The sequence below is a fragment of the Elusimicrobiota bacterium genome, assembly GCA_016218575.1.
Classification (GTDB): Bacteria; Elusimicrobiota; Elusimicrobia; order UBA1565; family UBA9628; genus JACRDN01.
Genome location: JACRDN010000020.1, coordinates 203,437 through 214,965, shown reverse-complemented (window position 1 = coordinate 214,965; position 11,529 = coordinate 203,437). Strand labels below are relative to the sequence as shown.

At 60.2% G+C, this 11,529-nt stretch carries 12 protein-coding genes and 1 pseudogene; 3 read left to right on the top strand and 10 right to left on the bottom strand.

Annotated elements, in window-relative coordinates; all coding sequences use genetic code 11:
- The first annotated feature begins 146 nt into the window (after nt 1-146).
- Nucleotides 147-374 (top strand): annotated as a pseudogene (locus HY921_11895) (DMT family transporter).
- Between the two features lie 73 nt (nt 375-447).
- Nucleotides 448-792, top strand: a complete 345-nt coding sequence (locus tag HY921_11890; GenBank protein MBI5631571.1) for a rhodanese-like domain-containing protein — start codon at nt 448-450, stop codon at nt 790-792.
- On the opposite strand, the gene HY921_11885 is transcribed toward HY921_11890, so the two are convergent.
- The 4 genes from HY921_11885 to HY921_11870 are packed head-to-tail and all read right to left on the bottom strand — an operon-like array spanning nt 789 to nt 4,029.
- Entirely contained in the window at nt 789-1,406 is a 618-nt protein-coding gene (locus HY921_11885; protein MBI5631570.1) for an HAD family phosphatase, read from the bottom strand. The genes HY921_11890 and HY921_11885 overlap by 4 nt on opposite strands.
- Entirely contained in the window at nt 1,399-2,349 is a 951-nt protein-coding gene (locus tag HY921_11880; protein MBI5631569.1) for an RluA family pseudouridine synthase, read from the bottom strand. Before HY921_11880 ends, HY921_11885 begins: the two co-directional genes overlap by 8 nt.
- Nucleotides 2,346-3,524, bottom strand: a complete 1,179-nt coding sequence (locus HY921_11875; GenBank protein ID MBI5631568.1) for a hypothetical protein — start codon at nt 3,522-3,524, stop codon at nt 2,346-2,348. The genes HY921_11880 and HY921_11875 overlap by 4 nt, the downstream gene beginning before the upstream one ends.
- A gap of 25 nt (nt 3,525-3,549) precedes the next feature.
- On the bottom strand, nt 3,550-4,029 hold the full coding sequence (locus HY921_11870) for a hypothetical protein (GenBank protein ID MBI5631567.1): 480 nt from the start codon (nt 4,027-4,029) through the stop codon (nt 3,550-3,552).
- A gap of 318 nt (nt 4,030-4,347) precedes the next feature.
- Here HY921_11870 and HY921_11865 point away from each other — a divergent pair, with 318 nt between their 5' ends.
- The gene (locus HY921_11865; GenBank protein MBI5631566.1) at nt 4,348-5,094 is read left to right on the top strand and encodes an SIMPL domain-containing protein; all 747 of its coding nucleotides are present in this window, start codon (nt 4,348-4,350) and stop codon (nt 5,092-5,094) included.
- 84 nt (nt 5,095-5,178) lie between these two features.
- Here HY921_11865 and HY921_11860 read toward each other — a convergent pair whose 3' ends face one another.
- From HY921_11860 to HY921_11835, 6 genes are all read right to left on the bottom strand, one after another.
- Nucleotides 5,179-5,421, bottom strand: coding sequence for an exodeoxyribonuclease VII small subunit (locus HY921_11860; protein MBI5631565.1), 243 nt, complete (start codon nt 5,419-5,421; stop codon nt 5,179-5,181).
- Nucleotides 5,402-6,625 (bottom strand): exodeoxyribonuclease VII large subunit, encoded by a 1,224-nt coding sequence (gene xseA, locus HY921_11855; protein MBI5631564.1) that lies wholly within the window; start codon nt 6,623-6,625, stop codon nt 5,402-5,404. Before xseA ends, HY921_11860 begins: the two co-directional genes overlap by 20 nt.
- Before the next feature lie 24 nt (nt 6,626-6,649).
- The gene (locus HY921_11850; GenBank protein MBI5631563.1) at nt 6,650-7,132 is read right to left on the bottom strand and encodes a hypothetical protein; all 483 of its coding nucleotides are present in this window, start codon (nt 7,130-7,132) and stop codon (nt 6,650-6,652) included.
- A gap of 5 nt (nt 7,133-7,137) precedes the next feature.
- Complete coding sequence (locus tag HY921_11845; GenBank protein ID MBI5631562.1) at nt 7,138-7,812, bottom strand: hypothetical protein; 675 nt, start codon at nt 7,810-7,812, stop codon at nt 7,138-7,140.
- A 469-nt stretch (nt 7,813-8,281) separates the two neighbouring features.
- Nucleotides 8,282-9,976, bottom strand: a complete 1,695-nt coding sequence (locus HY921_11840) for an FAD-dependent oxidoreductase (protein ID MBI5631561.1) — start codon at nt 9,974-9,976, stop codon at nt 8,282-8,284.
- Nucleotides 9,977-10,516: 540 nt separating this feature from the next.
- Nucleotides 10,517-11,407, bottom strand: a complete 891-nt coding sequence (locus tag HY921_11835; GenBank protein MBI5631560.1) for a hypothetical protein — start codon at nt 11,405-11,407, stop codon at nt 10,517-10,519.
- Nucleotides 11,408-11,529: the final 122 nt, after the last annotated feature.

The following is an 11,529-nucleotide window of genomic DNA, read 5'->3' as shown; positions in this document are numbered from 1 at the left end:
AGCAATGTTCCTGCGCTGGCCGCGATTGGAACCGAAGAGCAAGCGGAGGTGAGGCAACTAGTCGCGGCCTAAAAAGTTAGAATGAATCCCTCACCAATTAGGTTACGCTACGCAATTTCCCCGGACATCGGGGCACGGCCCGGCAGGCCTCGAGGGTCATTATTTTCCTAGCGGTCTTTCCGACCCTCTCGGCTTTCTACATTCAGATGCTCGCGCAGAGGCGAGTCTCTCCCGTCAAGGCCGCGCTTCTGTTCTCCCTGGAGCCGGTGTTCGCGGCCCTGTTCGCCTGGACCGCGGGGGGAGAGGCCTTCTCGGCGGCTCAGGCCCTGGGCGGAGGAGTGATCGTGGCGGCCATGGCCTTGAGCCCGATATAAATGTAGTATGAAGGTGCATGGATTTTGGAGGTCTTGAATGGGATTGTTCGACTCCATTTCGATGCGCTTAGGCATGGGAATCTCCAACCACGGTCCCTTCGACCTCGAGCCCTCGGCTGCGGCCGAGATGATATCGAAGAACAAGGGGAGTCCCTCCTTCGTTATCCTCGACGTGCGCACCCCGGCCGAGTTCTCCGAAAGCCATTTGGAGGAGGGAGTGCTTCTCGACTACAAGGAGTCCGACTTTAAGGAGCGCCTGGCCGCCCTCGACAAGACCAAGACCTACATCGTCCACTGCGCGGTGGGGGGGCGAAGCGCCCGGGCCGTTCAGATGATGAGGGAGCTCGGCATTGAGAAGGCGTACAACCTCAAGGGCGGCATCGAGCGCTGGCGCGCGGAGGGCTTTCCCACCATTTAGGCGTCTATCATCCTGAGGCGGGAGAGCTCCCGCCTCAGGGCCGGAAGTTCCGTGTACTGGAAGGCGTGAATTCCCGCCCGCCGGGCGGCATCCACGTTCTCCGCCAAATCATCGATGAACACCGCCTGGGCCGGAAGGGCCCGGGCCTTTTTAAGGGCTGCGCGGTATATTTCCGGCTCCGGCTTGCGCAGGCCCAGCTCATGGGAAAGAACGGCCCCGTGAACCTGCTTGGTGAAGGAGTAATTCCTGGAGATGTAGTCGTAATGCAGTTCGTTGGTGTTGGAGAGGAGATACACCTTGTGGGTCTTGCGCAGTCTCTTGAGTAGAGCCGCTGTTCCGCGGTTCAAGGTGAAATGATCGCACCAAGCCCTCTCGAAGTCCTTGCGCGAGCCTTGAAACCCGAGCTCCCAGCGGAAAATGTGGTAGAGCTCGAGCGGGCTTACCTGCCCGCGCTCCACTTTTTCGGCCAGCCCCGAGGTCCACAAAACGCGCGCCAGCTTCCAGGGCGAGCAGCGCACGGCCGCGGCGAGCTTGAGGGCCACTTTCCGCGCGCTGAACGTGAGGAGCACGTTGCCGATGTCGAAGAATACGACTGTGATCCGCCCTTCAGCCATGGAGGCCCGTCCTCGCGAGGCAATCTTCAAAATCCCGGGGGAGCGGCGCCTCGATGAGAAGCTCCCGGCCGGAACTGGGCTGGGCGAGCCCGAGGGCCCTGGAGTGGAGCATCTGCCGCTCGGCTCCGAGGGCCAGACGGTCCTTGGTCGTGAGCTGCCGGCGCACGGCCTTCATGTAGTACTCCCCCGCGCCTGCGTAGAGCTTGTCTCCAAGAATGGGATGGCCCAGATGAGCCAGGTGGACCCGAATCTGGTGGAGCCGGCCCGTCAATGGCCGTGCCTTGACGAGGGAGAAGCCGTCGCTCAATGCCAGGCGTTCAAACTCGGTCCGCGCCTCCTGCCCGCTTCCCGCCTTCTGGCGGACCTTGACCTCGAGGTCCTCCCGTCCTACGGGGATATCCACCGTTTTCGCCGCCCAAGAGATTTGGCCCAAGGCGATGGCCCAATATTCCTTCTTAACGACGTGGGCCGCGAATTGCTCGGTCAGGGCCCGCGCGGCTTCCCGGCTCTTGGCCAGGACCAAGACCCCGCTCGTCTCGCGGTCCAGGCGGTGGACCAGGCGCGGCGCGAGATCTGGGAATTGGCCGCGCAGTATTGATGTCACCGTGTTGCGGTGGGCCTTGTCCGTGGGATGGCTCAAAGTGTCCCCGGGCTTGTTGACGGCTAGAATCTCCGCGTCCTCATAGAGGACCTGGAGGGTTTGATGGGGGCAGGGCGGCTCCTCCCGGCGGGGGTAGCGGATGATTATGGTCTCGCCGGCAGAGACTCGTTGAGAAGCCTTGGCCGAACGTCCGCGCAGAAAGACCTGGCCCGACTCGATCAGTTCTTGGACCTTATTTCGGGAGTAGCGGTGGAGCCGCGCCGTCAAGTACCGGTCCAAGCGCAGGCCGTCCTGGGGGTCCTGCACTTTAAAGGGGACTTCGACCCAAGGGGACTCTATCAAGGCTCGGAGCGTCGGCGCGGCTCTTTGCCGATGATATCCAAGGCCTCGGCTCCGCCTTCGTCGAAATCCCGGGGATGGTAGAGAATCTGGTACCACGCCCCGTCCGTGTCCTTGCCTACGGTCTCAGCGCAGAAGCCGCCGGAAAGCGGGAACAGGGGATCGTCGAGACCCCGCGGCCCGAGCATGGTCGCGTATTCCCAGGCGGCGCCCAAGGCCTTGGCGTTGGTCGGGATCACGGGCTTGTTCTCGTTGCTTTTCCGCTCGCCCATCCTGTTGACGTAGAATTGGTCTATGGCGTTGACTCTTTTTAAAATCCGGTCCTTCCGTAGGAAGCCTTCCTGCACGAAGGACTTGCCAAAGGACGGCCCCGCGCCGTCTTGAGGATCCTTGAGCGCGTCTATGTCGATGTGGAAAAAATTCGTCGGCTTGAGCTCGAGGGTATTCTTGTCCAGGTTGGGCCGTTGGAGCAAGGTCATCCTGACTTTCTGGCCCGGGTAGAAGTAGACGTTTTCCGGGGAGCCCTCCACCGGCTTCCTCATTTGATTGCGGTAGCCGTTGGTGGTGCGCCAGAACGGCCGGAAGGCGTAGTCGGGGCGCAGGCCGAGCTTTTCAAGCTCCTCGAGGGTCGTCTGCTGCGTGGCCAGGGCCTTGACCTTCTTGTCCGCCCCGTCTACCAGGAACCATTTCCCCTCGTCTTCCGCGACGATGAACTGATGCCCCTTCTGGCCCCCATCGCAGCCGTTGGGCTGGTCGGTGAAGGTCGCGTGGACCTTCAGGCGGTAGAGGCGAAAAACCCTGTCCCAGATGAGGCCAGCGTCGAAGACCTTCTTCCAGGCGTCCTTTCCAGTTTGGGCGCCGAGGTACACGCTCGCTCGGTCCAAGGGCCCGGCGAGATCGGCCTTGTCGGGGTCGAGAGGCAGGAAATAGCGGTCCTTATGGAAATCGGTGATGAATTGCGGCAAGGCAACGGTGCCCGTGATGCCGAAGACCACCATGTCCTTGACCCCCTCGGGGGCTCGGCTCTCGACCTTGCGGAAATAAGAGCCCTGCGCCTTGGGGTCGGTTTGAAGCTCTGGCGCGCACATCCGGTCCAGCTTGCGGGCTTCCCGCCTTTGAGAGGCCGCGGGAAAGGCCGAAGCCGTGAGCAGTCCCAGGCATAAAAGGAAGGCCGCCATGACGCAATTGTAACAGTCTTGGCCTTTAAATGCCTGGGCCTTTTGGCCTATTGCTTAGCTTGGTGAGGGCCAGCAGCAATAGGGCTAGGATCAGGGCGAGAATCGCCAACCACGCGCCGCCCCTCTCGCTCCCCGATTGGGCCAGATTGAACCAGAAGAAAAGTCTCGAAGCTGGCAGGGCCGCCGTGCCAGGGGCTTTCCCAGAGGTTTCGGACGCCCCATCACGCGAGGATACCTCGTGATGGAGCAGGAGAGCGGTTTCGTAAAATGCGGAGAGGCTTGGATCTAGTAGGCTTGCGGCCTTGTAATGTCCGAGCTTGAAATGCGCCTGCCCCCGCGCCAGCCACGCCTCCGAGTCTTGCGGCGCCAGGGCCACCGCCCGGCCGAGCGCCCGCCGCGGCTCCTCGGCCAGGGGCGTTCGAGGCGGCCTGCGCGTATTGCTCGGCGTTTTTGGCTTCCTCGAGGACCAGTCCCGCACCACGATCTTTTGGTGATTGAGCCCCACGGAATCCACCGCGCGCCTGGGATTTCTGGGCAGAAGAGGGCCCGGTAAAATTAGGCCCTGCCGGGGTTGAAATAAATAAGCCTGGCACTGGCAAAAGTCCCAAACGGGAATAGGGCTAAAACTTGAATGAATCTGGGCCTTTGGACTTATCCCAGCGCTAGACGCATAGTCTCTAATATTCCTGTAGCATCAGGCTTATATAGGAGGATTGAAACACAAATGAATTCGATATTGCGCTTCGCGGCGGTAGGTATTGCATCCTTGCCGGTCTTCAGCTTTGCCGGTGGTGGGCAGGGGCCGGCTAGACTTCCTCCCGCCATGGAACAGATAGCCGTGGTGTCTGGAAGCGGTTCCAGCGTGGTGAAAGTAAAACCCAACCGGGCGACCGTGGTTTTGACCATCAGCTCGGAGGTCGCGTTGAAAGAGGGCGTCAATGCGCAGGCGGACGCGATGCAAGCCAGGGACGCCAAGGTGGGGCAAGGCTTGCCTTTCATTAAGGAAGTCATAGGCAAGGGGGGCAGCATTTCTGTTATCCCTTCGGATGGGCCTGCTTATGGGGAACCGGAGAAAAAATCGGGCACAATTCCCGTCATCGGGCACCGGGCCGTGTCGACTGTTGAAGTGCGCCTGAGCGGAGGCAAGAAAAGCCTGGACCGGCGTTTGGCGCTGCTTCAGCCTGGCGATGAGACCCAGGCGGAGGGGGTTTCCAGGCCGACCTTCGGTTTAAGCTCGGCCAGGGCTGTCGCGGCCTCGGAAAGGGTGTTGAAGCGGGCCCGTGCCGTGGCTGAAAGAATGCTCGCGGCTGCGGCTCCCGAGGGCGCGAAGGTTCGTGCCGATGAGGCCGAGGTCAGCTTCGATGTCAGCGATCTCTCGCAGTATCGCCCGCGGCCTTATTATGGGGCTCGCGCCAAGGCGATGGCCGAGGCTGCCGACGGTCCCGTGGTGGAAGGCGGTTCCGTTGAGGTGAGCGCCACCGTCACGCTAACGAACGCGCCTATCGTAAGGCCGGTGCGGCGGCCGATGATTCCATCTGCCGGTCGCGCGGAGGCTGACGATACTTTGTAATTGACTTGTTAGTTCCTTCATATCAAAGCCCCTTGCCTGCTTTTAGGCAAGGGGCTTTTGATTGGGAAACCAGGCTTTGCCGGGCTAATCCCCGGCTTCCTCGAAGGCCTTCCGGGAGAGCTTCCCGTTTTCCTTGGACAGGACCTCGACCTTGCGCTTGGCCTCTTCGAGCTGACGGGAGAGCTCCTTGGCCAGGACCACGCCTTTTTCGAAGAGTTCGAGGGACTGTTCCAATCCCTTCTCGCCGCATTCAAGCTGGCGCACGATCTCCTCGAGCTTCTCGAGGGAGGTTTCGAACGGCTCTTTTTTAGGAGTTTTGTTGTTCATGGGGGATGACCTCGCAAAAGACGTGGCCCTCGTGGAGGCGCAGGCGCAGGCGGTCTCCCGGCGCGGCCTGGGAGCTCGCTCTCAGTATCTCTCCGCCGGGGAGCTTCTCGGCGATGGCGTAGCCCCTGGACAGAACCTTGAGGGGGCTGAAGGCGTCGAGTTTGTGGGCCTGGAGCCGGAGATCCTTCTCGGCGTGCAGGAGGGCTCTCTTGACGGCCTCGGGGAGCCTACCCAAGAGCTCGTCCACGCGCTTGATGCGCTCCTCGTAGAGCCGGTGGGGGCTTTGAAGAAGGGGGTGCCGGCGCGCGAGCAGGAGGCGCTCCTCGAGGCGCTTGAGACGGTCCCGGGCGCAATCCGCCAGGCGCTTCTTAAGCTCCCCGACGCGCGCCAAGATCTCCCTCTGGTCGGGCACGGCCAGCTCCGCCGCGGCCGAGGGCGTGGGGGCGCGCCTGTCCGCGACGAAATCGGCGATGGTGAAGTCGGTCTCGTGTCCCACGCAGGAGATGACGGGTATCTTGGACTCGGCGATGGCCCGGGCCACGATCTCCTCGTTGAAGGCCCAGAGGTCCTCCATGGAGCCTCCTCCGCGGCCCACGAGCAGGACCTGGGTCTCGGGGAAATGCCTATTGAAGTTGGAAATGGCTTGAGCGATTTGCTCCTTGGCGCCATCGCCTTGGACCTTCACGGGATGGATCAGGACTGCCAGACGCGGCCAACGCCGGCCCAGTACCGAGAGCATGTCGTGGACCGCCGCACCTTGAAGAGACGTGATGATCCCCAGGCTCGAGGGAAAGCGCGGCAGGGGCTTTTTTCTGGCCTCATCGAAAAGCCCCTCCGCGGCCAAGCGCGCCTTGAGCTGCTCGAAGGCGAGCTGGAGGGCGCCCTTCTCGCGGGGCTCGAGGCTTGAGACCACGAGCTGAACTTCTCCTCTCTTTATATAGGAAGAGACCCGGGCCCGGGCCAGGACCTTGAGCCCGTCCTGGAGCTTGAAGCGCAGGCCCCAGGCCGAGCCCTTGAAAAGCACGGCCGCGATTTGGGCGCTTTCGTCCTTGAGGGTGAAATAGGTGTGGCCGGAAGGATAGGCCCGGCAATTGGAAATCTCCCCCTCCACCCAGAGCTCGGCGAAGGAAGATTCCAATAGCTCGTGAATTTGGCCGTTGAGCTCGGAAACCGAGAATATTTTAACCGGAGGCTGGAGTGGCATTGGGCGGCGGCGCGGCGCCGACGCCTATTTTACCCATTTTTGGGAGCCCACGATTTCATCGATCGCATCCTCGAGGCGCTCGAGGGCGGGGGGGGCGCTTAGGTCTCCCTGGTTGTGGATTACCTTTTTGCTCCTGGCTTTGGAGATGACCTCGATCACGGTTCCGGGCGCGTCCGTGATCTGGATATGCGTGTACTCGTTTTGGAGGCTGAAAAACCGGGCCTCGTCCAAGGCCTTGAGCAGGCGGCGGACTTGATCCGGGGATAGGCGGCCCGAGGCCGGGCCTTTGACGGCTACGTGCCCTTCTCCCAGGTAGCTTACGGCTCCGTTCCCGGCTATGGCGATGGAATAGACGGGGCAGGCCCCAAAGCAGGGAGTTCTTGAGAATTTAATTTCCACGTCCCGCACCGGGCCCTCCGCGAGCTTGGGCTCGCGGAGGGCCGTGCAAGATTGCAGTAGGGAGCAGGCCAGTAGCGCGCAGGCCTGCAGGCCTGCGCGCCAAAGCATGCCGTTTATTCCAGCCCGCACTGCCTCATGTATCCGTTCTGGAATGCCAGGCCCTCTCCGGAGAAGCGCATGGCCGCGACTTCCACCACGGTGGCGTCGCACTCGTTCCAGTAGCCGGTGAGGTGCGCGGACTCATGGATGAGTATTTGGGCCAAGGAATGGCTGCCGGAGTAGCTTCCGTAGACGCTGCGCGAGCAGAGGTAGATCATGTTCGTTCCGCTCAGCACGAAGGCCAAGGTGCCTTCCTTGCAGCCCCTGAACTCATAGCCGGGATTGGGCCATGAAATGAGGGTTGAATAAAGGCTGCTGTAGACGTTGTTGAATATTTGGGCCGAGGAGTAGCTCGCGCGGCTGGAGGAGGCGGCGGCCCGCAGGATCCTTCCGGCCCGGGAGCTTCCGGCGTCGACGGTGCTCTGCCCTACGGAGGCGGCCTGCGGCCCGGAGGTCAGCTGGACGTCGTCCACGGCCATGAGCGGATCGTCATAGACGTCCACGGCCTTGATTTGGGTCTTGGAGGGCAGTCCCAGCTCCGGAACCGCCGGGGTTTCGACCGACTGCGCCTGGGGCAGGGGGGCTTGCAGGATTTCCGACAGCTTCTTGGTCTGCGCGGACCAGGCGGCAGAGGTCCAGGCCAAGGCCAAGAAAGCGGCGAGGCTTGATGCGGCGGCTTTTCTTTGCATGAGTTGTTCTCCTTGCGCGAATGTGCCGCTAATCTAGCTAACTTACTCTCGCCGGGAGTGGGCCGAAAGGCCTATGAGGAAGGAAGTCTTTAGGCCTAATGGTGTTTGGGCCCGAGTTTTTGCGCCGCAGAGATGGAGGAGCCGTCATTATGAGTATCTGCGCGATTATATATCCCAGGAAAAAACCTAGCGCCAAGGTTGGGGAGCTTATTAAGGGCGGATAAGTAATGTAAGGCAGCATTGCCGCTAAGAGACATAAGCAGGCTACGGCGGCGGCTTTTCAAGCTCTTGGCTGGGCCAAGGATGGTCAGAGCGAGAGAAAAAGTCTCCGTTCGTTTGCGCCTGCCAAGCAGCATGAGAAACTATAAGAATAAGAGACCAAAGCCTAAAGAGGCGAAAGACCTATTTGGGGAGAGACAATAGGCCTACAGCGCCACAAGGCCCATTCCCGACCGCGGTAGAGTCTTCCTCAAAAACGGTCTTCAACCATGGATTGGCTGAATATCACGGTGGTAGAAACCGTTTCGAAGCCCAAGGTGCTGCCCACCCACGTGGTTCGGTTTTGCCCTTGAAGCGCGGCTATTCTTTCGAAGAACCCGGCGCGGATGTCTTGAGGTCTCACGTGAGGAAAGTATCTCCAGCGTCGTTTTTCCTCCACGCTTTTAATGGAGCCGCCCAATCGCTCCACGTCCTGGCGCACCTTCGTCAAAACATCTTCGTCGCTCATGCCGTGGCCCGCGAATGCGTAGAGCGTGAAGAGGTTCGAGCCGGGATGTTGGCTGTCCCAGCTGATGAGACGGCCCTCTTCGACGTCCTCAGCGATCATGTTCCATCCTGGCGCCAGTCCCTCGGCCCTGACGAGATAGACGCGCAAGTTGTAGGTTTCGACCCGTTGAAAGAGGTCTTTTTCCTCTGGCGACGAGTCCAAAAATTTCAGGGTTTCACTGGGGTTCGTTGTCACGATCACCTGGTCAAATTCCTCAAGCCCTTGCTTGGTTTCAATAATGACTCCATGGTGGGTTCGTTCCATGTGTTTGACCGGCGAATTATAGCGGAAATCCGGGCCGGGCAAGGCCGCCAAGCGCCTAAAAAGCTCGGCAAAACCGCCTTCCCAGTAGCGCCATTCTCCCCAATTCAATGCTGCCCGGAGGGTCACGAACTCTAGGAAGTATACGGCGGGGGTTTTTTCATAGTTGCCGTAGGCAAAACCAGTTACCATGGGCTTCCACAAGGTTCCCAGGGCCGACAGCCCCATGGCTTTTAGGAAATCCCCTGTGGGAGCGGCGAGTAGCGGGTGAACTTTTTGAAAGCGCGATTTGATGGAGTCGTTGAAATCAGTCAAAAGCAGCCAAATATATTTGGCGATATTCGAGGCCAACTCCATGGGAGCGACGCTTCCCCAGGGGCTCATGAGTTGCCCCTTGGCCCAGGAGTAAAAACCTATTGGGCTACCCGTCCTTTCATGGAGACCTACGCGTTTGGCGAGCTCCTTGATCTCCAGGTAATGGCCTGCCACGATGACGGCCCCCATGTCGTAGGCCTGTCCTTCATCGCGGGTTGAATTGACCTTTCCTCCGGCCTGGGGCTTGGATTCAAATACAGTTACATGCCGATAGCCTTTCTCGATGAGGCGGCGCGCGGCCGCGATTCCCGAGGCTCCGGCTCCGATGATGGCGATGCGGGTGTTGGTGTCAAGCTTGGCCTTGTTGCTCAAGGGGACGGGCTGCCGGGCCATAGGGAGGAAGCTGATCAAGTTCGGCGCGAACTGCGCGTTAAATTTGGACAGGAATACGGACGCGTCTCGCAAGGCTTGCCGAGCGTTTTCAGCGCGGTAGCCGTGAAGCGCTCCGCCGAGCCCCCCTCCCACGGCTGCGAACGCCGGCAAGGAGGCGGCTAGGCCAATGACCACCGGGGCAAGGGCAAGCTTGGGGCCGAATCCGATTTCCCGCTCGTTGCCCAAGGCGGCTAGGAATGCCCAGCCAAAGCCCTGCCAGTGACGAAGCGTTGAAAGGACGAGGCCTGTCCCGACAACAGATCCCAGCAACAATGCGGTGCCGAGCCGCGGCAGCAATTGCCGCTGTTTTTCGGAATTTTGCGGTTGGGATGGGAAGCCTTGGCCTATGGGATTGCGAGCCCCGGGCCCTCCGTTGTTAGAAGCCTTCATGTAAACCGCGCTCGCGCTTTTCGTCAGCGGATGAGCCGAAGGGCGGCCTGCCGCTCCGGGGGGGGCATAGGCTGGAGATAAAATGGGTCCGGCAAGAGGGAAATGGCCGGCGGCGCAGTCAAAAAACCTGCGCGAGGCTTGGACCAAGGAATCCATTCCGGCCTGGATTTGAGCTCCGCCTCGGACCAGGAAATTCCTGGTTACCCAGATGAGCTTCGCTTGCTTGCGGCCAGGCTTAAGCGTTGTCTCGGAGTGGATACCAATTGGAGAAAGGATGATCGTTGGTGGCCTTCTGATGTATTCCTGCGCTTTGTGCGCGGCCCATAGCTGGGGGCTGACAAATGTTTGCAGCAGGAGGCAAAGACTGAGCAAGGTGGAAAATGTTTTCATGACAAGTCCTTTAAAAAACATTTTTAATCTTGCCCTATTTAAAAAAACTGAGTGAAAAGACTTATGCAACCAAAGGCCTACAGAGAGAGCGGCAGAGGGCCTAGTAGCGCATGGGCCGTGTAGTCCGCGGCTATTAGGCGGGGAGAGGTTTTAGCGGGATTGCGCGGGCGTTGGGCGGCGCTTCTTTCCGGGCTTGGCGGACTGCGTATTTTTCAGCCCTTTGAGAAACTTTTCAAGAGACGCAGCGCGCGTTATTTGCACTTCTTCTCCGGATTTTGAAACGCCGTAGATATAGCCATCGTTATAAAACACGAACCGGCGATAGTGGCTGTAACGCGCTCCCTTGACGCCGAAAAAAGGGTTGGACTTAGTCGTGAAATCGACCTCATCGCGCGGAACGGCGGGAGTGCTCACAGAACGATCCGCTGGAGCGGTTTGCGGCTGCGCCGGCGGCAGCCTCCCATGCCAAAGGGTTGCCGCCATAAGCCCCACCGCGGTTCCCACGAACAGGGTGTCCCTCCAAGAACTTTGTCTCGCAGACTTCGAGCTTGCAGCCCCATGTTCAACCCGAGCGGCTTTCTCATTTGTCTTGGAGATGAGCCCGATTTGCGGCTGGGAAGGGGCGGGCTCCGGGATTGACTCGATTTTAAATTTAAGGGCCTGATCCATGGCCATCTGGAGGTCCGCGAGGGCCTGGCGGCCGTCCTCCAGGCCGGCGGCGGGCTCCTGCTGCTGATAAGCGGCCATGATTTGGCCGATGGGAGTGAGGCCCGCTCTTTCGAGAAGGGCGTCGCTTTGGTCCAGGCCGGGATGTCCTTTATAGTGATGCGCCATGATGGCGTCCGGCGTTGGAATTCTACCGGGGAGCTCTTTGAGACTTCTTTCCGCCCATTTCAGATGAGGCGTTTTGATATGCAGCAGGGGCGCGGCCTCATGCGCTCCCTCGGCGGCCGACGTGGCCGAGCTGGCCAAAGACCAGCATGGGGTCAGGGAAATGGAAATCAACGTCGAGAAAGCCTTGCCGATAAAACTGTTTTTCATGACGGGAGTTTAGCCCTGAGGACGGATATCGTCAGGGGTCTTTTAGGGAAGAGGCGGCGCGGCAAAAGGCCCACTTCTAATTGGGAAAAAAGGCCTAGGGATGTCCAAGCGGATGGCGGAAA

Excerpts from the sequence above, each read along its gene's own strand:
- HY921_11890 (MBI5631571.1), top strand. The coding sequence starts at position 448 with ATGGGAATCTCCAACCACGGTCCCTTCGACCTCGAGCCCTCGGCTGCG.
- HY921_11885 (MBI5631570.1), bottom strand. The coding sequence starts at position 1,406 with ATGGCTGAAGGGCGGATCACAGTCGTATTCTTCGACATCGGCAACGTG.
- HY921_11875 (MBI5631568.1), bottom strand. The coding sequence starts at position 3,524 with ATGGCGGCCTTCCTTTTATGCCTGGGACTGCTCACGGCTTCGGCCTTT.
- HY921_11865 (MBI5631566.1), top strand. The coding sequence starts at position 4,348 with ATGGAACAGATAGCCGTGGTGTCTGGAAGCGGTTCCAGCGTGGTGAAA.
- HY921_11860 (MBI5631565.1), bottom strand. The coding sequence starts at position 5,421 with ATGAACAACAAAACTCCTAAAAAAGAGCCGTTCGAAACCTCCCTCGAG.
- xseA (MBI5631564.1), bottom strand. The coding sequence starts at position 6,625 with ATGCCACTCCAGCCTCCGGTTAAAATATTCTCGGTTTCCGAGCTCAAC.
- HY921_11850 (MBI5631563.1), bottom strand. The coding sequence starts at position 7,132 with ATGCTTTGGCGCGCAGGCCTGCAGGCCTGCGCGCTACTGGCCTGCTCC.
- HY921_11845 (MBI5631562.1), bottom strand. The coding sequence starts at position 7,812 with ATGCAAAGAAAAGCCGCCGCATCAAGCCTCGCCGCTTTCTTGGCCTTG.
- HY921_11840 (MBI5631561.1), bottom strand. The coding sequence starts at position 9,976 with ATGAAGGCTTCTAACAACGGAGGGCCCGGGGCTCGCAATCCCATAGGC.
- HY921_11835 (MBI5631560.1), bottom strand. The coding sequence starts at position 11,407 with ATGAAAAACAGTTTTATCGGCAAGGCTTTCTCGACGTTGATTTCCATT.